The sequence below is a fragment of the Paraburkholderia sp. BL27I4N3 genome (genome assembly GCF_003386115.1).
Taxonomy (GTDB): Bacteria; Pseudomonadota; Gammaproteobacteria; order Burkholderiales; family Burkholderiaceae; genus Paraburkholderia.
Genome location: NZ_QREJ01000001.1, coordinates 395,552 through 415,811, shown reverse-complemented (window position 1 = coordinate 415,811; position 20,260 = coordinate 395,552). Strand labels below are relative to the sequence as shown.

Genomic DNA, 20,260 nt, shown 5'->3' with positions numbered 1-20,260 from the left:
CGAGTTTAGCGGTTTAACGGGCATTCGATCGGACACCAGGCAAAAGCCCGCTATAACACAGCGCGCCGATGTCATAGAATTGCCGCTTGCCCTTCTTGCGTGAGTTCCATGACCTCTGCCTCGGAAGACCGCTGGCGCGACCTGCGCCCGGACCCGGAAAACGACACGCCGCTATATCTGCAACTGGCTCGCAAGCTCGGCGCCGCCATCCACGAGAACCGCTGGAACGCGGGCGAGGCGCTGCCCTCGGAGCGTGTGCTTTCCGAGGCGCTCGGCGTATCGCGGATCACCTCACGCAAGGCGATCGCCTTGCTGGTCGAGCAGGGTTTGATTCGACGCACTCAGGGCGCGGGCAGTTTCATCACACCACGCTACGAAGATCCGTTGTCGCGTCTGTCGAGCTTTAGCGAAATGTTGCGCCGACGCGGTTTTACGCCGAGTTCGAAGTGGTTGTCGCGCGAAATTTTGCCGGCCAACCGCGACGAGGTGATTCAGCTCGGCTTATCGCCGGCGGCGGCGGTGACCCGGTTGCGGCGCTTGCGGATGGCCGACGGCATCGTGATGGCCGTCGAGAATTCCACCTTCCCCGCCGCGGTGATTCCCGATCCCCAGGCGATTGGCGATTCGCTGTACTCGTATCTGGAGAACCGTGGACTGACGATTGTCCGCGCGTTGCAGCATTTTCGCGCGGTGAATGCGAGCGAGGAAATCGCGCAGCAAATGAGCATCGCGCCGAACGAGGCGCTGCTGTTGATCACACGCGTGGGCTACACCGCCGATCAGCGCGCGATCGAGTTGACCGATACGTACTGCCGTAACGATTACTACGACTTCGTGGCGGAGTTGAGGAAATAGATGGCCTTTTTCACTGTGCGCGCGGGGCGTGCGTTGGTTGTGTGTCGGCACACGCCTCGCCGCAGGCCATCTGACCTGAAGTCCTCACGTCCATTTGGCCGCATGGGCGCCTATTCGGGCCGGCGGCAGCGCGAAGTACGCAGGCGTCTCGTCCAAAGCCTCAGCCGGCTGCACGCCTAGCACGCGTCCGAACTCCGACTCCACTGTCGCAAGGCAATCGCGCACATCGTCGAGCGTGACGTCGGGCGCTTGCCAGCCATCGGCAATCTGCCCGAACGATTGCAGCCACCGGCCCGTTTGCGCGAGCGAGACGCGCACATGCCAGCTCCCACCTTCGGTAGCCCGCCGCCTGCCGCTCGGTGAAGGCAATCCCGCTTGCCGACTGCACCAGACTATCGAACCCGCGCCGTTGCGCCCACGGCCCTTCGTGCCCATACGCCGACACCGACACGTAGACAATTCCCGGCCGCACACGCGCCAGTTCCTCAGGACCGAAACCGCGCGCGGCCAGCGCTCCCGGGCGATATGCCTGAAGAAATACATCGGCGTCGGCGGCGAGGCCGCGCAACACCTCACGCCCCGCTGCGTCGCGCAGATCGGCGAGAGCCGACCGCTTGCCACGTCCGTTGTCGATCACCAGCGGCGCGATGTTCGGAAGATGCGGCCCGTTGATCATCAACACGTCGGCGCCATGCTGCGCGAGCGCCCGCCCGGCCACCGGCCCGGCAATGATGCGCGACAGATCCAGCACGCGTACTCCCGCCAGCGGCCGATCCGCGCCGCGCTCGCGCGGCGGCTCGGCCGGCGCGTCGCCGATACGCTCGATTTCGAAGAGCGGCAAGCTCGCGATGGCTTTCGCCTGATCGAGCGCGGCCCACTCGTCGGGCGTGCGAATCAACGCCGCGCAGAGGCCGGCGTCAGCGAGCGTCTGGTCGAGCGTCGCGCCGTCCCAGTTGCGAATCGCGGCGGCCACGGCAACAGGATCGTTCTCGCAACCGAGTATCTGCAATACGCCGCGCAGGTGATGCGCGAAATTCGTGTGGAGTTGAATCCAGCGCCCGTCGCGTGTCTCGTAGAAACCCATCACCGGATCGCGCAAGGCGGGCGGCGGCCCGTCGTCGACACGCAGATAGCGCTCGCTGCGAAACGACGCCAGCGCGCGCCGCATCTCCACCGTCACGTGCTGCCTGTGCCCCGTGCGCAGACGCTGATAGTCGGCTGCCGCAAGACCGGTCGCGGCGATGCTCGCCGAGGCCAGGCTGCCGACCCGGTAGACCGACGGCAAACCCGGATCAGCGCCGGTCAGCGTCACGGAACGCAGCGCGGTCGGGTCGCATCCGGCGAGGGTCCAGATGTGTTTGAGAGCGAGTTCAGGTGTCATGTCGTCCCTGGCAAAGCAGGAGGAAGTGAACCGAGTCTAGAATTTCACTCCACCGCAATCAATCTTGATTATGATAATCAATATATATTGATTTCTTCGGTTTCCGCCCTTTTCCATGCCGACTCATGCCAACTCATGCCGACCCATGCCGACCTCTAACGCCATGACCGCCGCTGAAGCCGCCGCTGCGCTCGGCATCAGCTTGCCCACGCTGTACGCTTATGTGAGCCGGGGCATGCTGAGCTCGTCGCCGGATGCGCAGGGCAAGCATCGTCTCTACGACGCCGGCGAAGTGCGGCGCCTCGCGCGCCGCAAGGAAGACGGCAAACGCGCGGGCAAGGTCGCGCAGAAGGTGCTGGACTGGGGCGTGCCTGTGCTCGAATCGTCCATCACGCTGGTCGCCGACGGGCGCCTGCTATATCGCGGGCACGATGCGATGGAGCTGGCGCAAAGCGCATCGCTCGAGGACGTCGCGGCGCTGCTGTGGGAATGCAGCGCACGGCGCATTACCGATGCGCCGGCCGTGCCGTTCGCCAACGCTCAATGGGCCGCGTGGCTCAAGCTGTGGGGCGACAGTACGCCGCTCGATCGCGCGCTCGTGCTGTTGCCGGCCGCTGCGGCGCAAATGCCGCGTGTGTGGGCACTCGGCCGCGATGCGCAACTCGATACAGCCTGCGCCGTCATGCGGCTGCTGGCTGCCGCGATGATCTCGGCGGCGCCGTCGAACGAGCCGCTGCATCGGCAACTGGCTTTGGCGTGGCATGTGCGTAACCGCCAGCAGGCCGGCTTGCTGCGCGCGGCGCTGGTGGCCTGCGCGGATCATGAGTTGAATGCGTCCACCTTCACGGTGCGCTGCATCACGTCGACGGGCACGCATCTGTTCGGCGCGGTGGCAGGAGGTCTCGCGGCGTTGTCCGGTCCGCGGCATGGCGGCGAAACGGTGCGTATCGCCGCGCTGCTCGAAGAAGCCTCGCGCGCGCCCGATCTCGACCGCTATCTGGCGAACCGCCTCGCGCGCGTCGAACATGGCGCGCACGGGCCGGTGCTGTCGGGCTTCGGTCATCCGCTGTATCCGGACGGCGACCCGCGGGCGCGGCTGTTGTTCGCCATGCTCGCCGACTGCGCGCCGGCGCGTTCACCGTTGCCTGAAGTGCTTCGATTGGCGCGCACGGTGCGCGATACGACCGGCGCGGAGCCGACCGTCGACTTCGCGCTTGCCGCCATCGAGCGAGTGCTGGGGTTGCCGGCGGGCGCCGCGTTTACGCTGTTCGCGGTCGGCCGGGTGGTCGGCTGGATTGCGCACGCCATGGAACAGACGCGCGACGGCCGCCTGATCCGGCCGCGCGCGCGTTACGTCGGGGAATATGAGGCTGCCGGGCCGAACTGAGACGCTACGGACCCGGCTGGATAAGCCTGGCGATTCGTCAGGCCGCGCCGAGCCAGCGCGGCAGCCAGTTCAGCACTGGCGAGCCTGAAATCGGCTTCGTTGCGGTGCGCTCGGAGCCGCTCGCCAGCGCAAAGCGCGCGCCGGCCTGACCCGCGCTGATCCACGCCACCGCGCGGCGCGGCAGTTCGATCGACTGGCCGGTCGCGAGCCAGTGATCCTCGCTGTCGCCCTCGATAGTGAGCCAGATCTCGCCCGAGATGACCTTGAAGATCGACGGACGCGCGACACGCCAGGCCGTCGCGGGCTCGTCATGTTCCAATTCGAAAATCCGGACTTCACGCATCGCTCTCTCCTTCAAAGAACTTTTCTCTTGTACCGATTATTGACGTGCGATGATCGGATACCCATGCACAGTTCCGAACACTTCTATCGGAACTGTTCAGTTGAAAAACCGGACAGTTGGCGCGCGCAGCCGGTTTGGTGGCGCAGAGTTCAGCCGCATCAGTCGGCGGTTCGGCGAAGGAAGATCCTCATGAAGCTTGAAATCCAACTCGATCGGGACAATGGCGTACCGCTGACCGAACAGATCGTCACCGGCGTCACGGCGTGGATCCGCTCGCGCATCGCCCACCCCGGCTCGAAGCTGCCGTCGATTCGCCAGTTTTCCGCCGACTACGGCGTGAGCCGCTTTCCGGTGATCGAGGCCTACGACCGGCTGGTGTCGCTCGGCTACGTCGACTCGCGCCACGGCTCCGGTTTCTATGTCGCCGATCGCCAGCCGGCGAGTACGCAGTGCCAAGGCTCCTCGGATCCCCGCCGCGCCGAGGACGAGTCGGACCATCTTTTGCAGCAATTCAACCATCCGGGCGAAACGCTCAAGCTCGGCAGCGGCTTTGTCCCTGAAGCGTGGCGCGACGCGGACAGCATCGCGCAGGCAATCCGCCACGTCTCGCGGACCGATCTCGCGAGCATGGTCGATTACGCCACCCCGCTCGGCAACCTGACGTTGCGCGAGCATTTGCAAAGCCGCATCGGCCAGTTGGGGATTCAGGCTGACACGTCGCAGATCCTCATCACCAACGGCGCAAGCCAGGCGCTCGATCTGCTGATGCGCTACATGCTCAAGGCAGGCGACACGATCTTTGTCGAAGACCCCGGTTACTACAACCTGCACGGTCTGCTGAAGCTGCATGGCGTGAAACTGGTCGGCATTCCGCGCACACGCAATGGTCCCGATCTGGACGTGATGCAGGAGCAGTTGAAGTCGCATCGGCCCAAGCTGCTGTTCGTCAACACCGTGTTCCACAATCCGACGGGCACCAACGTGGCGCCGCCGGTGGCCTTCCGGCTGCTGCAGCTGGCGCGCGAGCACGGCTTCTCGATCATCGAAGACGACATCTACGCCGATTTTCAGACCGACCTCACCGATCGCCTCGCCACGCTCGACCAGCTCGAACACGTGATCTATGTGGGCGGACTGTCGAAGACGCTATCGTCGTCGCTGCGGATTGGCTGTGTGGTCGCGAGCCACGCGATCATCAAGGATCTGGTCGACATCAAGATGCTGACGAGCATCGGCGGCTCGCGCTTTGCCGAAGCGGTCGCCGTGGCGATGCTCGAGCGCGGCGCGTATCGCAAGTATCTGGAGCGCCTGCGCCGGCGTATGCGCGACGCGCTCGGCTCGACCATTCAGACGCTCGAAGACGCGGGCTGGGAAATTTTCGACAAGCCCGCGGGCGGGAAATTCGTGTGGGCTCGCGTGCCGCATGTCGGCAACGCGGAACGGCTGGTGGAATGTGGCGTGCCGCTGGGGGTAACCGTCGTGCCGGGCAATCACTTCCGGCCGAATATGGAAATGAGTCCGTGGACCAGGATTCACATCGCATTCGGTAACGATCCGCGTGCGCAGGCATTCTTTCGCGCGGCGGCGGCGTTGCCGGCGTCGGACTGAGCTCTGAATGAGCGCCGGCACGCGCTTTTCCCTAGAATAGCGAGTCCCAGCCCGTCCCTGCGCGCCTAGCCGCCCTCCATGTTCACGCCGACTCCGCCCGCCGCCGCATCCAGTACGTCCAGTACACCTTCGCCCCGCTCGCTCACCGTGATGCTGTGGGTCGTCGCCACTGGCTTCTTCATGCAGACGCTCGACTCGACCATCGTCAACACCGCGCTCCCCGCGATGGCGACGAGCCTCGGCGAGTTGCCGTTGCGCATGCAATCAGTGGTGATCGCCTATTCGCTGACGATGGCCGTCATGATCCCGGTGTCCGGCTGGCTCGCCGACAAGCTCGGCACGCGCCGCGTCTTCTTCAGCGCGATCCTCGTGTTCGCGATCGCCTCGTTGCTGTGCGCGAACGCGCGCACGCTCAATCAACTGGTGGCCTTCCGCATCATGCAGGGCGTGGGCGGTGCCATGCTGCTGCCGGTCGGACGGCTCGCCGTGCTGCGCACCTTCCCGGCCGAGCGCTATTTGCCGGCGCTCTCGTTCGTGGCGATTCCGGGGCTCATCGGGCCGCTGATCGGCCCCACGCTCGGCGGCTGGCTCGTGAAGATCGCCTCATGGCACTGGATCTTTCTGATCAACGTGCCGGTCGGGATCGTCGGTTGCATTGCCACGTTCATCTTCATGCCGGATAGCCGCAACGAACACGTCGGCAAGTTCGATATGAAAGGCTATCTGCTGCTGGTCGTCGGCATGGTGGCGATCTCGTTCGCGCTCGACGGCCGTACCGAGTTCGGCATTCAGCACGCCACGGTGCTGGTGCTGCTGATCCTGAGCCTAGCCTGCTTTGTCGCCTACGGCTTGCATGCCGTGCGCGAGCCCGCGCCGATTTTCTCGCTCGACCTCTTCAAGATCCATACCTTCAGCGTCGGCCTGCTCGGCAATCTGTTCGCGCGGATCGGCAGCGGCGCGATGCCCTATCTTATTCCACTGCTATTGCAGGTGAGTCTCGGCTATAGCGCCTTCGAAGCCGGCATGCTGATGCTGCCGGTAGCAGCGGCGGGCATGGCGTCCAAACGCCTCGTGACGCACCTGATCATCAAGCACAGCTATCGACGCGTACTGATCGTCAACACGGTGCTGGTCGGCCTGACCATGGCGAGCTTCGCACTCACCACCGCGAACCAGCCGCTATGGCTGCGCCTCGTGCAGCTGGCGTTCTTCGGCGCCGTCAACTCGATCCAGTTCACCGCGATGAACACGCTGACGCTCAAGGATCTGGGTACCGGTGGCGCGAGCAGCGGCAACAGCCTGTTTTCGCTGGTCCAGATGCTGTCGATGAGTCTCGGCGTGACCGTGGCCGGCGCCCTGCTCGCCACCTTCACCGGCCTGCTGCCGCGCGTGACGGCCGCCAACTCGCTGCCCGCGTTTCACGCGACGTTCCTGTGTGTCGGGATCATCACGGCAGGCTCGTCGTGGATCTTCGCGCAACTGTCGCCGGACATCCGCACGCCCGCGAAGAAGACCGATCCGTCCGAACGAACCTGATGCGCGGCCGGCTGGCCGCCGGGGCCGCAGCCGACCCGCAACAGGGCGCGGGCCGCACCAGCAAAGTGCGGACCGTCGTCTTCACGCCCGTACTGGCGCACAATCGTCTTATCTGTGTGTGACCATCGGCCATGCGTGCTGTGTTTCTGCACGCGCATAGTTCTTGCTCGCGTATCCTGTAAACTCACATTTTGCGCGTGCGAACCAGTGCCGAGCATGCAGGCGCGCAGCCACCTCCACACGACTGACATGATGAGCATGATCGACCTCGATCCTCCCGGCTTCCAGCCTCCCCGCCCAATGGCCGGCGACGAAGGCTCCCGGCGCACCGTTCTGTACGGCGGCTACACCGTGTTCAGCGTGTTCCAGCCGGTTTTCTCCGTGTCGCACCGGCGCGCGATCGGCTATCACGCTTCGCTGCGCGCCCACGACGAACACGCGCTGCAAGTGCCGTCCCACGAGGTTTTCACGCAAGCCGCGCGACGCGGCGATCTGCTCGAACTCGGGCGGCTCGCCGAGTCGCTGCACCTGGGCAACTTCAACGCGTTCGACAGTCACGACGAATGGCTCTTCCTGAGCCTGCACCCTGCAGCGCTGATGGACACCAGTTACGGCGACGCGCTGCTCGCGGGCCTCAAGGCGCTCGGCCTGCCGCCGCAGCGTGTGGTGCTCGAAGTGTCCGAACAGGCAGGCGGTGAAACGACACGCTTTGCCGAGATCGTCGATGCGCTGCGCAAATCCGGCTTCCTGATCGCGCTCGACGGCTTCGGCGCGAAACATTCGAACATTGACCGCGTGTGGAATCTGCGGCCGGATATCGTCACGCTCGACCGCTGCATTCTCGCGCAAGCCAGCGAACATTCGCACATTGAACGCGTGCTGCCGGGCCTCGTCTCGCTGCTGCACGAATCCGGCCAACTGGTGCTGATGGGCGGCCTGAGCACCGAACGCGATGCGCTGATCGCCCTGGAATGCAACGTGGACTTCGTGCAAGGCGCGTTCTTCGCGGGCCCGAGCGTCGAGCCGGTCAAGCCGCAAGCGGCGGCCGGCTTGATGGACTCGCTTTCCGCGGCGCTGCGCGCGCGGGTCACCGCGCGTGAACACGCACAATCGGCACGGCTCGCACCGTATGTCACGGCGCTCGAAACGGCGGCCGCGCAACTGGTGGCCGGCGAGTCGGTAGCACAAGCCACCGCGCCGCTTCTAATGCTCGGCGAGACGGCACGTTGCTTCGTGCTCGACGGGTCGGGCCGGCAGATCGGCGACAACGTACTCCCGCCGGGGCGCGCCTCGCAACGCGCCAAGCGTTTCCGCCCGCTGCTGCATTCGGAAGGCGCTAGTTGGGAACGCCGGCCATACTTTATCCAGGCGATGCGTACGCCCGGCCAGGTGCATCTCACGCCGCCTTATCTGTCCATTAACGAAGCGCATCTGTGCGTGACCGCCTCGATCGCCGCGCACACACCGACGGGCACACAGGTGCTATGCGTGGACATCAACTGGGAAGTCGCGGCCCACCGCAACTGAGCTCATAGCGCGCTGCTGGATCCGCGCAAGCAGTTGCCTGACCGCCGCGCGGCCCAGCAGGCTGTTGGTGGCCTGCAGACGCGCCGCGCTCGTCACCACGCGCATGGAGACGATCTTCGTTGAGCCATCTCCCAGGCTGTTCGCGGACACGTCGAGCACCCCGACGACGTCGCCCTCGAAGAGCAGCGCAATACACAATGTGCCCGCCACCGACACTGTCTCCGCGTTGCTCGCTTGCTCCACGAGCGACGTGACCGTGTCCATCCACCCTGCCACCGCCGGTTCGCACGTGCTCACCGCTGCGCACACCGGCGCGTCGCTGACCACTTCCGGCGCGTCACTGAAGAGCTGCAATAGACCGAGTCGATCCTGTGCCTCCAGCGCCGTGCGCAAGCGCTCCACGATCCGCGCGTGCGCTGCGGGATCCGGCGGCTCGATCGGCGCGCCCGCGCGCTGCACGCGCGCCTTGGCGCGATGGACGATCTGGCGGCACGTCGCCGGCGTTCGTTCGAGTATCGCGGCGATTTCCGCGTAGTCACAATCAAAGGCTTCGTGCAGCACGAACGCGGCCCGTTCGTCGGGCTTCAGGCGCTCGAGCAGCAACATCACGCCATAGGACATCTCTGCCGCGCGCAAGGCCAGTTCTTCCGCCGACGGCGCCACCTCGTCGAGCCACAACTCCGGCAACCAGCCGTCGGCTTGGGACGCGCGTTCGCGCTGCACGCGCCGCAGCCTGTCGATCGCCACACGCGTGGTGATTGTGGTGAGCCAGGCGGCGGGTACTTGCACCTCCTGCGTTTCCGCGAGGTGCCATTTCAACGCCACATCTTGCACCACGTCTTCCGCTTCGGCGCGGCTGCCGAGCATGCGGTACGCCAGCGCAAGCAGGCGAGCGCGCGCGGCCTCGAAACTGGATGCCTTGTCGATTCCTTGTTCCGTCATATGCAGACCTCCAGATCGTGCGTCGTGAAAAGCGCGGCGCCCTGCCTGCGAAGTGAACCGGGCGCGCGCCGACATCCTGCCTCATTTTGTCTTGACGTCTGGCCATCCAACGATGTGACAGCCTCGCGAAAAAATATTTCTGTCACGTCGCGCTGCGTCGCATCGTCATACGGACAACAACCCACGCAAAGAATGCGCAGGTTCCGGATCGGCGGAGGCACAGCCTGGAGGCTTCGTGCCATGAAGCCATGCGCTCCCCACACCCCGCGGTCACCCACGCCGCATACACGAGGTCAATATGCATTCCAGCTACCCAACCATTACCGGCCTCGGCCTCGTGCCCACGGTGATCGAGCAGTCCGGCCGCGGCGAGCGCGCCTACGACATCTATTCGCGCTTGCTGCGTGAACGCATCGTGTTTCTGGTCGGGCCCGTGAACGAGCAATCGGCCAGTCTGATCGTGGCGCAGCTGCTGTTTCTGGAGTCCGAGAACCCTGACAAGGATATTTCTTTTTACATCAATTCGCCGGGCGGTTCGGTGTACGACGGCCTCGCGATCTACGACACCATGCAGTTCATCAAACCGGAGGTATCGACCTTGTGCACCGGCTTCGCCGCCAGCATGGGCACCTTTCTGCTGACCGCCGGCCAACGCGGCAAGCGGTATGCGCTGCCCAACGCGCGCATCATGATTCACCAGCCGTCGGGCGGCAGCCAGGGCACGGCGGCGGACGTCGAAATTCAGGCGAAGGAAGTGCTCTATTTGCGCGAGCGCCTGAATGCCATGATGGCGGAGCGCACCGGGCGCAGCATCGAGGAAATCGCCCGCGACACCGACCGCGACAACTTCATGTCAGCACAGTCCGCGAAGACATATGGTCTCGTCGACGAGGTGCTGGAAACACGCGCTGCGCTGAACGTCGCGTCGTATCACATGGATAGGTAGCGCGGTGGCCTGCGTGGTGAATGCATTGCTAACCAACGCCGTAGGGCCGCGATCCTGAAACTATTCAGACACAACGTCGACTGGCCTGCAAAAACCTTGGAGAACGTCACAAGAAGCGCGCGTCGTCGCGAGTTCATGCCGTGCGCGTCGGTGCGCGCGCAACACAAAAGCTGATCACCTCCGCTGGAATCGCTATCATGGTCGCGATTCGTCGAATTCGACGATCGTTTCAAGGGAGAAAACCATGGCGTCATCCAACGAAACCGTCAGCATGGCGCTATTCTGCGACTTCGAAAACGTCGCGCTCGGCGTGCGCGACGCGAAGTACGACAAGTTCGATATCAAGCTGGTGCTCGAACGTCTGCTGCTCAAGGGCAGCATTGTCGTGAAGAAAGCGTATTGCGACTGGGATCGCTACAAGAGTTTCAAAGGTGCGATGCACGAGGCCAATTTCGAATTGATCGAGATTCCCCACGTGCGCCAATCGGGCAAGAATTCCGCCGACATCCGGCTCGTGGTCGACGCGCTCGACCTCTGCTACACGAAATCGCACGTCAACACGTTCGTGATCATCAGCGGCGACTCGGATTTTTCGCCGCTGGTGTCAAAGCTGCGTGAAAACGCGAAGCAGGTGATCGGCGTCGGCGTGCAGCAATCCACCTCCGATCTGCTGGTCGCGAACTGCGACGAGTTCTTCTTCTACGACGACCTGGTGCGCGAGAGTCAGCGTACGGTCGCCAAGCGCGAGTCGTCGCGCCCGCAACAGTCCGCCCAGCCGGCGACCAAACGCGCGCCCGACGAGGAGAAGACCCGCAACAAGGAAGACCTCGAAAAACGCCGCACCAAGGCGGTCGAGATCGCGGTGCAAACGTTCGACGCACTCGCCTCCGAACGCGGCGACAGCGGCAAGATCTGGGCGTCGGTGCTAAAGAACGCGATCAAGCGCCGCAAGCCGGATTTCAACGAGACGTACTACGGCTTCCGCGCTTTCGGCAATCTGCTCGAAGAAGCGCATGCGCGCGGGCTGCTCGAGTTCGGCCGTGACGAGAAGTCGGGTGCCTATGTGTATCGGAGCACGGCTGCGAATGTGGCCGGCGACAACACGGGCGAAACTGCTGAAATCGTGGAGTCGGCGGAACAGTTGTATGAGGCGCAGGTCGCCGAAACGGTAATCGCCGAGTCCGGCGGTAAGCACGAGTCCCGCCGTCGCGGGCGAGGCAATCGCAAAGCAGGACGCGGCCAACAGGAGGCTGTTCAAGACGAGCGCACGACCGTCGAACACGGCGGCAGCAGTCGGCCCCGACCGGACGATGTGCTCGCGCAAACGCCGGAAAATGCCGAGTTCATTTTTGAGCCGCCGGAAACGCCTTGGGCAGAGCCGGAAGCGCCATGGGCGGCGCGGGAAACCGTGACGGCCGAAGAACTGGACGGCTCCGGGAGCCCGGCGGACGAGCGTGATACAAGCGCCAAGCAGCCCAAGCGTCGCAATGAACGCGCGCCACGCAAGACCGCTGCGAAGAAAGCGAAGAAGACCGCGCCGCGAAGCATCGACGACATTCCGGAAATCGCCGCGCCTGCTGAAGCGCCGGCAGCGACTGCCACAGCCACAGCGGAAGAAACGCCCGCGCCGGCAAAAAAGGCCGCGCGCAAAACCGCGGCGCGCAGTCGTCGTCCGCGTAAGACGGCCGCGACGAGCGACGCGGAGTGAGGGTGATTCATTCGGCGTGACATGTAGCGGTGCCGAGGCGGGTGCCGCTACGCAGGCTCAGCGGCAGAGACAGCAAGCCTTCGCGCTCCTTTCCGCTCACAACAATCCGAACACTGCCACGCCGTTAGTCGCGCCGACATATACCTTGCCGCGCGCGATCATCGGCGTGATGAATTTGTTGCCCGCGCCCCATTGATCACGCGTGCCGGCCTGGTTGCTGTTGTACAACTCGACAGCAAGATTGCCCGCGTTATAGGCATGCAAAGCGCCGGTCGTGCCGTTTTCCGCCGCCCAGACTATGCCATTGCTCGCGCCGTTCGCCGATACGGCTGGCGTCGCCCCCGGATACGGGAACGTCGTCGGGCTCCTTGATGCAGCTGTCGTCGCGAGAAACGCGCCCGAGACCGGCAATGCTTTCAGGTTGTCGTTCAGGCCGCCGTAATAGACCACGCCATTGTAGTAAGCGGGCGATCCCCAGATGCCACCGGCCAGCGTACCGATCAACTCCTGCCAGATATTGTTCGACGTCGGGTTGAATTTGCCCATTGAATCGCGATCGACGACGTAGATGTGGTTGTCCTTGCCGGCCGCCACCGCCAGATGCTTGACGACGCCACTTGCCGTGGTCTGATCCGGCAGGACCATCGCGCCACCCGAGCCGAAATCGTTGTCGGTGGCCGCTTGCGTGACGACATCTGACATCGCGAAATAGTCGGTGACCTGCAGATTGCCCAACGAGAGCTTCATCATCGAGTCGCCGAAGTCGCCGTCGACCGGAAAACCCGCCGCGTTCAGCGTGGTGCCGAATGTGCCGTTGCCGTCTACGACGTAGAGCGACGTGCCGTCCGACGCCATGCCCGAGCCGGCCATCCAGATCGAGCCCTGACTGCCGTTCGGCGTAATGTTGAGCACGCTGGTCTGTTTCAGCGTGCCGGCGCTATACGCCATCATCCAGCCGGTGTACGAACCCCCCATGCAGTGCGCGGTCCACCCCATGTAGATGTTGCCGCCGACCAGCGTGAGTGCCGCGCGCTCCGTATGCAGCGACGGGTTGAAGGTAATCACGCCGTTCACGCTGCCCGCGCCGTTGCCCGGATAAGTCGCTGCGATTTCCGTCGGGCCGCCGAGCACTTCGGCGCCGGTGGCCAGATCGAGCGCGTGCAGCCTGTGATGGTAGCCGCCGCCGCTGTCCTTCGTCATGGCCACGGCGTACAGTACGCCATTCGTGCCGCGACTGCGGTCGATGACCGGCGTCGATGTAATGCCGATCTCGGGGGTGATGTCCGGGCATCCGTGGTCGTCGCTGGGCGTTTCACCGCTGCCGATCAACGAGACCTTCCACAGTTGCGCGAAAGAGGCAGCGTCGTACGCGTAGACGCTATCGTGTTCGGTGACCACGTACACCACGTCGTGCGCCGTGCCGCCGATCGACAGACTGGTGACGAAGAGCGGCTGCCCGTCGACCTTGCCGTCCGCGGCAAGAAACGCAACTTTGCCGAAGCTCGCCGAATTGACGTTCGCCGGCGTGAGCGTGGTCTCGGCGAGCATCTGACCAGTGCGCCCGATATCGTTGTGATGCATGAGGACGTCGGTGGCGTAGGCCGTCACCGCTGCCGGCGTGCTGCCGGTGCCGGTTGTTCCAGTGCCGGCGCCATTGGTCGAGCCGGTGCCCGAACCTGTACCGCTGCTCCCTGTGCTACCCGAACCTGAATCCGAGCCGCCCGATGTGCCACTTCCGCTTCCGCTCGCCGACCCGGAGCCCACACCGGATGTCCCGCCAGAACCACCGCCCCCACACGACGCGAAACAGGAGGCGACGGCGATCAGCGCCACTATCGTGCCCCGACGGGTCCACGCGCCCAGCCCGGAGGTCTCAACGCCAGCTTGCGAGATTCGCATGATCGCCTCGTCTCCTGAACGGCGCGACGGTCGGCTGCGCACAACGACGGGTGCGCGCCGTGACTCAGTCGCGAGCCGCAAGAGAAGAGTCCGCCACGCGCGGCTCCCGCTCGCTGAATACATCCATCGCACTTACGGCTGATTAACCGTACGCCGTTTGCAAAGGCGTTTATCGCCATCGTGTCGCCTCTCTCCGCCATCCGAGGCAATACATGAGGGCGACGCAATTCAGCGGATGAGTGTGCCCCGCGGAATTCGATCAGTAGTACGGATAGGGGGAATACATTACCGGCGGCGGCCCGTAGTAACGCGGCGGCGGCGCAACATATACCGGTTGCGGCGCGTATACAGGCTGCGGCACGTAGACCGGCACTTGCGGTTGCGAAATCGTATTGCCCTTGGACGTCATGCACTGCGCGTATGCCGCGTCGTACTGCGCCTGAAGGCTACCGCCGGCATACTGCGCGCCGTTCGCGCCGGCAGCGCCGCCGACCAGCAAGCCGCTGCCCGCGCCAATCGCCGCACCCGCGCCGGCATTGCCCGCCGCCGCGCCGATGAGCGCACCGACAGCGGCGCCGCCGAGCGTGCCAATAGCCGCGCTGTTGACGCTGTTCGTGGTCGCGGCCTGCGAGGTGCCGGTCGCGTTGGTCGAGCGATACGCGTAGTCGCGACAGGTGTAGTCGTCCTGCTGGAACTGATCGAGCGGCTCGCCGCTGCGCGGCAGCGCGACGATGGAAGGACCACTCGGCGGCGCCACCGCGCAACCGCCGAGGAGCGCGAGCACGACCGCTGCAAGAGGCAGTGCGACGCGTATCGATTTAGAACTTGAGATCATGGTGGCGCACGTTTCTTCATAGGGAAACCATACGTTAGGCCAATTTACGCGTGCTTTGTTTACGAGATAGTTACCGTATTTTTTGCGCCGCCATCCGGACGCGGCGTCGGCAGGCTGAATGCCAATTGGAAGGTCTGGCGCCGTTACGAACTGTGACAAGATTCAGGCGGCGTGTCGTGTGAAAAGCAATCCTATACATCTCTGGCGCAGGCCGAGCCAGGACGCTTCGACGCACCTGTGCGCGCCAGCAAGCCAAACCAGAAAAAAGAAAGCCCTCGCATGCGAGGGCTTTCTTCCTGCAACTTCCTGGGAGCCTGACGCTCAACGCCGTGACCGGATCATCCCGCCAGCAGCGCTGCCTTCAAACTCACCGGCAAACTCACGCGAAGTTCTTCGACGCGAATGCCCAGTTGACGATGTTCCAGTACGCTTCGACGAACTTCGGACGCGCATTGCGATAGTCGATGTAGTAGGCGTGTTCCCACACGTCGATCGTCAGCAGTGCCTTGGCGTCCGTGGTCAGCGGCGTTGCGGCGTTGCTGGTCGACACCAGGTCGAGCGAGCCGTCGGCCTTCTTCACGAGCCATGCCCAGCCCGAGCCGAACGTGCCGACTGCGGTCTTGGCGAACTCTTCCTTGAACTTGTCGAACGAGCCCCACTTGGCGTTGATCGCGTCAGCGAGCGCGCCGGTCGGCGCACCGCCACCTTGGGGCGACAGGCTGTTCCAGAAGAACGTGTGATTCCACACTTGAGCTGCGTTGTTGAACACGCCGCCCGATGCCTTCTTGACGATTTCTTCGAGCGACAGGTTCTCGAACTCCGTGCCCTTGATCAGATTGTTCAGGTTGGTGACATAGGTCTGGTGATGCTTGCCGTAGTGATATTCGAGCGTCTCTTCCGACATGTGCGGAACGAGTGCGTTTTTCGCGAACGGCAGCGGCGGGAGCGTATGTTCCATGATCTTTCCTTCTGTCTGTATCTGTTGTGGGGGAGTCTGCGGATAACGCTTTTGAGCACTCGATTGTAGGCGAGTTGGAATAACCCCGCAAACCAACGGACTTTATGCCCGGCATCGGCGAACATGCCGCATTCACAGCGCAATTAGTGCTGGCGCACACCGTGTGCCCAAGGCTCGCGACGGTCAAAAGTACGGCTGCGGATGCTGTCGGCGAAGTGTCAGAACCCGTCGGTCAGGCGTGGTTGCACATCGGCCAGCGCGATGTCCGCGGCGCCTTCCGCGAGATGCACCGTGAGGCGCCGCCCCGGCTTCAGCGACGACGGCGCGCGCACCGCTCGCCCGCTCTGCGCATCGAGCACGGCAGCGTACCCACGCTCAAGCGTACGCTGCGGACTCAGAACTTCGAGACGCGCAGCGAGCGTGTCGATGCGCGCGGTCTGACGTTCATGCTGGCGTAACAAAGCCGCGTCCAGACGTTGCGAAAGATTGCCGAGTTTTGCCTGATGCCCGGCGAGATCGGGACGCCAGCGCTGCCAGCGCATCTGCAGCAGCGAAAACCGCGCTCGTGCGTCACGCACCGGACGCGCGCCCGCCGACGCGAGCCGCACGCTCAATTGCTGCAAATGCGTGCGTTGCCGCGCGAGCCGCTCGGCGGGCGACACCAGCCGGCGCGCGAGCCAGTCGAGTTGCTGGGCACGCCGCTCCATCATGCGGCCGAAACCGCGCGCGAGCGTCGCGTGACGATGGTCGAGTTCGCGCAATAGCAGCACGCGCTGCGGACTGACGAGTTCGGCGGCGCCGGTCGGCGTCGGTGCGCGCACGTCCGCGGCGAAGTCGGCGATGGTGAAATCGGTTTCGTGGCCTACGCCGCTCACCACGGGAATCGCGCTTTCCGCGATCGCGCGCGCCAGCACTTCCTCGTTGAACGCCCACAGGTCTTCGATCGAGCCGCCGCCACGGCACACGATTAGCACATCGACCTCGCGGCGCGCGTTGGCGGCGTCGACCATTGCCGCCAGCTTGCTACTCACGCCGACGCCCTGCACCGGTGCCGGATAGACGATCACCGGAATGTGCGGCGCGCGCCGCGACAGCGTGGTCAGGACGTCGCGCAACGCCGCGGCCTGCAACGACGTGACGATCCCAATCGAACGCGGATGCGACGGCAGCGCGCGTTTGCGTTCCGCGGCAAAAAGACCTTCAGCTTCGAGTTGCGCTTTCAGCCGGAGGAACGCTTCGTAGAGTCGCCCCTGGCCGGTGCGCCGCACCGCTTCCACGTTCAACTGCAGTTCGCCGCGAGGCTCATACATCGTCACCAGCGCGCGCACTTCGATGCGGTCGCCCTCGCGCGGCGTGAATTCGGCGTACTGCGCCCGCCCTCGAAACATCACGCAGCGCATCTGCGCCTGCGCGTCCTTGATCGAGAAATACCAATGGCCGCTCGCGGCGCGCGTAAAGTTCGACACTTCGCCGGCAACCCAGACGAGAGGAAACGAACGTTCCAGCATCGTGTTGATCGCGCGATTGAGTGCAGAAACGGGAACGACGACTTCACCGCCGGGCGTCGCCGACGAGGAAAAAGGGCTTTCGGGATTCATGCGAGGAATAAGTGTGGCTGGCCGGACAGACGATAGACCGACCGGCCATCCGAGTCCAGCGCGGCGCTCGAATTGTTAAAAGTGTCCACATGGCGGGACCGGCCAGACAGATCCCGCCAGATCGCCCGCCCGGCCGCATGAATTGTAGGCATGTCGTTGATTTATATGGCCTTTGCATCTCATTAAAGAGAATGATTGCCGATACCGGGCGCATGGAACGGCCCTTTGCGCCCGTGGGACGGCAGGTTCTCCACAAAGTTATCCACAGGCTGGGAGCCGCGCTGGAAGCGCTACTTCGTCGCGCGGCGCGCGGTGCGCGACTTGCCGGGCGGGACGCCGGCGCGCTAGAGTGGCGGGCTCGACGGCATGCCGAACGCGCCGCGGCGCCCAGCATTGCGGCACACTGCGCAAGTCGGCCGCCATGCCAAGCAGATTCATTTTTCACCTCACTTTCATAGTCCGGAGAACCGCGTTGATGCTTGCCCCGCGTATTGCGCCTAGCTCCTTCACGCCGCCGTCCGGCTGCCTTTGCCCGAGCGGCGCGCCGGTTGTTTGCGCGACGTGCCCATGAGCGGCGTCAGCGACCGTCTCGAGGCACGCCTTGCGCGCGAATGGCAGCAGCGCGGGCCGCTTGCCTGGGCGCTGTCGCCGCTCGCCTGTGTGTTCGGCGCAATTGCCGCCGCGCGCCGCGCCGCCTTTTCGTCCGGCTGGTTGAAATCGGTGCGCATCGGGGTGCCTGTGGTGGTGGTCGGTAATGTGACTGTCGGCGGCACCGGCAAGACGCCGACCGTGATCGCGCTGGTCGAAGCGTTACGCGCCGCGGGCTTCAAACCCGGCGTGGTATCGCGCGGCTACGGCGCGCGCGTGAAATCGCCGACGCGGGTCACGCCGACCTCGGCCGCACGCGTCGGCGGCGACGAACCGCTTCTGATTGCGCGCCGCACCGGCGCGCCGGTGTGGGTCTGTCCGGATCGCGTGGCGGCTGCGCAGGCGCTGTGCGCCGCGCACCGCGAAGTCGACGTGATCGTGAGCGACGACGGCTTGCAGCACTACCGGCTCGAACGCGACGCCGAACTGGTCGTATTCGATCACCGGCTCGGCGGCAACGGTTTCCTGCTGCCGGCCGGACCGCTGCGCGAGCCGCTGTCGCGACGCCGCGACGCTACGCTCATCAACGATCCGTACGCGCGCACGCTGCCGGCGTGGCCGAATACCTTCGCGCTGCAACTCGCGCCCGCCGACGCATGGCATCTGGACAATCCGGCGTTGCGCCGTCCGCTCGCGCAATTCAGCGGCGATCGCGTGCTGGCCGCGGCCGGCATCGGCGCGCCGGAGCGTTTTTTCGCGACGTTGCGCGCCGCCGGCCTCACGCCCGCCACGCGCGCCTTGCCGGATCACTACGCGTTCGAGCGCAATCCTTTTACCGACGTGGACGCCGACGCCATCCTGATAACGGAAAAGGATGCGGTAAAATTGGGGTCCTGGCACGACGCGCGCATCTGGGTTGTCCCGGTCGAAGCCGCGCTCGATCATCGCCTCATTGCACTAGTTGTGGAGAAAGTTCGTGGACGCTCGCCTGCTTGAAATTCTCGTTTGCCCGATCTGCAAGGGCCCGCTCAGCTACGATCGCGCCGCGCAGGAGCTGATCTGCAACGCGGACAAGCTGGCCTATCCGATTCGCGACGGCATTCCCGTCATGCTGGTCGACGAAGCGCGGCAGACAGTGGAAGGCACGCCAGTGGATCTGAATCCGGGCTCCGTGGCCTGAGCCTCGCCGCCCTCGCACGCGGCGCCAGTGTTTAAGGCGTGCCCCGTGTCGCGCTCTGCTTTCATCGTTTTGCCTGTCCACCGCGCTGCATGCGTGGTCGCTTTCTTCCGGCTTTATCACCGCCCGTCTTTGCGCTTGCCTCGCTGATGACCCACGCCAACACCGCCACTCCCCCGTTCATCGCCGTCGTGCCGGCGCGACTTGCCTCGACGCGTCTGCCCAACAAGCCGCTCGCGGACATCGGCGGCAAGCCGATGGTGGTGCGGGTCGCCGAACGCGCGCGCGAATCGGGCGCGCAGCAGGTGCTGATCGCCTCGGACGCGCAAGCGGTGCTCGACGCCGCCCGCGAGCACGGCTTCGAAGCGGTACTCACACGCGCGGACCATCCGTCGGGCACGGACCGTCTCGCGGAAGTCGCGGCGCAATTCGGCTGGAACGACGACACGATCGTGGTCAACGTGCAGGGCGACGAACCGCTGATCGATCCGGCGCTCGTGTGCGGCGTTGCGTCGCACCTTGCAGCGAACCACGACTGCGCGATCGCCACCGCCGCGCACCCGATCACCGAGCCCGCGGAAATTTTCAATCCGAACGTCGTCAAGGTCGTGCTCGACGCGCGCGGCGTCGCGCTGTATTTCTCACGCGCGCCGATTCCCTGGGCACGCGACGCCTACCAGCCGCACTGGCCGAATGTCGCGTCGATGCCCGCGCCGCCCGCGCCCGCGGTGGTTCATCGGCATATCGGCCTGTACGCCTATCGCGCGCAATTCCTGCGCACGTACCCCAGCCTCGCGATTTCGCCGATCGAACAGGTCGAAGCGCTCGAACAACTGCGCGCGATGTGGCATGGCGAACGAATCGCGGTGCTCGTTACGCAAGACGTGCCGCTGCCTGGTGTCGACACACCCGCTGATCTCGCGCGCGTGCAGGCCTTATTCGGGTCTTGAGCGTAAAAACCCATGGCATAAT

16 protein-coding genes and 1 pseudogene are annotated in these 20,260 nt (G+C 64.7%); 10 read left to right on the top strand and 7 right to left on the bottom strand.

Annotation, left to right across the window (positions count from 1 at the left end):
* Positions 1 to 108 precede the first annotated feature (108 nt).
* Entirely contained in the window at positions 109 to 855 is a 747-nt protein-coding gene (locus B0G71_RS01885; protein WP_116118157.1) for a GntR family transcriptional regulator, read from the top strand.
* 84 nt (positions 856 to 939) lie between these two features.
* Here the strand turns inward: B0G71_RS01885 and B0G71_RS01880 are convergent.
* Positions 940 to 2,236, bottom strand: a pseudogene (locus B0G71_RS01880) (CoA transferase).
* A 145-nt stretch (positions 2,237 to 2,381) separates the two neighbouring features.
* Between B0G71_RS01880 and B0G71_RS01875 the strand changes: the two are divergent.
* Complete coding sequence (locus B0G71_RS01875) at positions 2,382 to 3,623, top strand: citrate/2-methylcitrate synthase (RefSeq protein ID WP_116139370.1); 1,242 nt, start codon at positions 2,382 to 2,384, stop codon at positions 3,621 to 3,623.
* Positions 3,624 to 3,660: 37 nt separating this feature from the next.
* Here B0G71_RS01875 and B0G71_RS01870 read toward each other — a convergent pair whose 3' ends face one another.
* A complete protein-coding gene (locus B0G71_RS01870; protein ID WP_106283438.1) occupies positions 3,661 to 3,966 on the bottom strand; it encodes a DUF2917 domain-containing protein in 306 nt (101 codons plus the stop codon).
* 189 nt (positions 3,967 to 4,155) lie between these two features.
* On the opposite strand from B0G71_RS01870, the gene B0G71_RS01865 reads away from it, so the two are divergent.
* From B0G71_RS01865 to B0G71_RS01855, 3 genes are all read left to right on the top strand, one after another.
* Complete coding sequence (locus tag B0G71_RS01865; protein WP_116118161.1) at positions 4,156 to 5,574, top strand: PLP-dependent aminotransferase family protein; 1,419 nt, start codon at positions 4,156 to 4,158, stop codon at positions 5,572 to 5,574.
* 78 nt (positions 5,575 to 5,652) lie between these two features.
* On the top strand, positions 5,653 to 7,110 hold the full coding sequence (gene mdtD / locus B0G71_RS01860; RefSeq protein WP_116139368.1) for a multidrug transporter subunit MdtD: 1,458 nt from the start codon (positions 5,653 to 5,655) through the stop codon (positions 7,108 to 7,110).
* 252 nt (positions 7,111 to 7,362) lie between these two features.
* On the top strand, positions 7,363 to 8,637 hold the full coding sequence (locus tag B0G71_RS01855) for an EAL domain-containing protein (RefSeq protein ID WP_116119633.1): 1,275 nt from the start codon (positions 7,363 to 7,365) through the stop codon (positions 8,635 to 8,637).
* On the opposite strand, the gene B0G71_RS01850 is transcribed toward B0G71_RS01855, so the two are convergent.
* Positions 8,593 to 9,579: a sigma-70 family RNA polymerase sigma factor gene (locus tag B0G71_RS01850; protein WP_116139366.1), complete on the bottom strand. Its 987-nt coding sequence runs from the start codon at positions 9,577 to 9,579 to the stop codon at positions 8,593 to 8,595. The genes B0G71_RS01855 and B0G71_RS01850 overlap by 45 nt on opposite strands.
* Before the next feature lie 298 nt (positions 9,580 to 9,877).
* On the opposite strand from B0G71_RS01850, the gene clpP reads away from it, so the two are divergent.
* Entirely contained in the window at positions 9,878 to 10,525 is a 648-nt protein-coding gene (gene clpP / locus B0G71_RS01845) for an ATP-dependent Clp endopeptidase proteolytic subunit ClpP (RefSeq protein WP_116139364.1), read from the top strand.
* 244 nt (positions 10,526 to 10,769) lie between these two features.
* A complete protein-coding gene (locus B0G71_RS01840; RefSeq protein ID WP_116139362.1) occupies positions 10,770 to 12,233 on the top strand; it encodes an NYN domain-containing protein in 1,464 nt (487 codons plus the stop codon).
* A 96-nt stretch (positions 12,234 to 12,329) separates the two neighbouring features.
* Here the strand turns inward: B0G71_RS01840 and B0G71_RS01835 are convergent, their stop codons facing one another.
* The 4 genes from B0G71_RS01835 to xseA form a co-directional block, all read right to left on the bottom strand.
* Positions 12,330 to 14,132, bottom strand: a complete 1,803-nt coding sequence (locus B0G71_RS01835) for a pyrrolo-quinoline quinone (protein WP_116139360.1) — start codon at positions 14,130 to 14,132, stop codon at positions 12,330 to 12,332.
* Between the two features lie 259 nt (positions 14,133 to 14,391).
* Positions 14,392 to 14,967 (bottom strand): YMGG-like glycine zipper-containing protein, encoded by a 576-nt coding sequence (locus B0G71_RS01830; protein ID WP_116139358.1) that lies wholly within the window; start codon positions 14,965 to 14,967, stop codon positions 14,392 to 14,394.
* Between the two features lie 379 nt (positions 14,968 to 15,346).
* Positions 15,347 to 15,925 carry a superoxide dismutase [Fe] gene (gene sodB / locus B0G71_RS01825; RefSeq protein ID WP_106283446.1) on the bottom strand — a complete coding sequence of 193 codons (579 nt, stop codon included), beginning with the start codon at positions 15,923 to 15,925 and terminating at the stop codon, positions 15,347 to 15,349.
* Between the two features lie 218 nt (positions 15,926 to 16,143).
* Complete coding sequence (gene xseA, locus B0G71_RS01820; RefSeq protein WP_116139356.1) at positions 16,144 to 17,523, bottom strand: exodeoxyribonuclease VII large subunit; 1,380 nt, start codon at positions 17,521 to 17,523, stop codon at positions 16,144 to 16,146.
* 567 nt (positions 17,524 to 18,090) lie between these two features.
* Between xseA and lpxK the strand changes: the two genes are divergently transcribed.
* From lpxK to kdsB, 3 genes are all read left to right on the top strand, one after another.
* Entirely contained in the window at positions 18,091 to 19,107 is a 1,017-nt protein-coding gene (gene lpxK, locus B0G71_RS01815) for a tetraacyldisaccharide 4'-kinase (protein ID WP_116139354.1), read from the top strand.
* Positions 19,088 to 19,291, top strand: coding sequence for a Trm112 family protein (locus tag B0G71_RS01810; RefSeq protein ID WP_007180583.1), 204 nt, complete (start codon positions 19,088 to 19,090; stop codon positions 19,289 to 19,291). Before lpxK ends, B0G71_RS01810 begins: the two co-directional genes overlap by 20 nt.
* Before the next feature lie 146 nt (positions 19,292 to 19,437).
* Positions 19,438 to 20,238: a 3-deoxy-manno-octulosonate cytidylyltransferase gene (gene kdsB, locus B0G71_RS01805; protein ID WP_116148270.1), complete on the top strand. Its 801-nt coding sequence runs from the start codon at positions 19,438 to 19,440 to the stop codon at positions 20,236 to 20,238.
* Positions 20,239 to 20,260 lie beyond the last annotated feature (22 nt).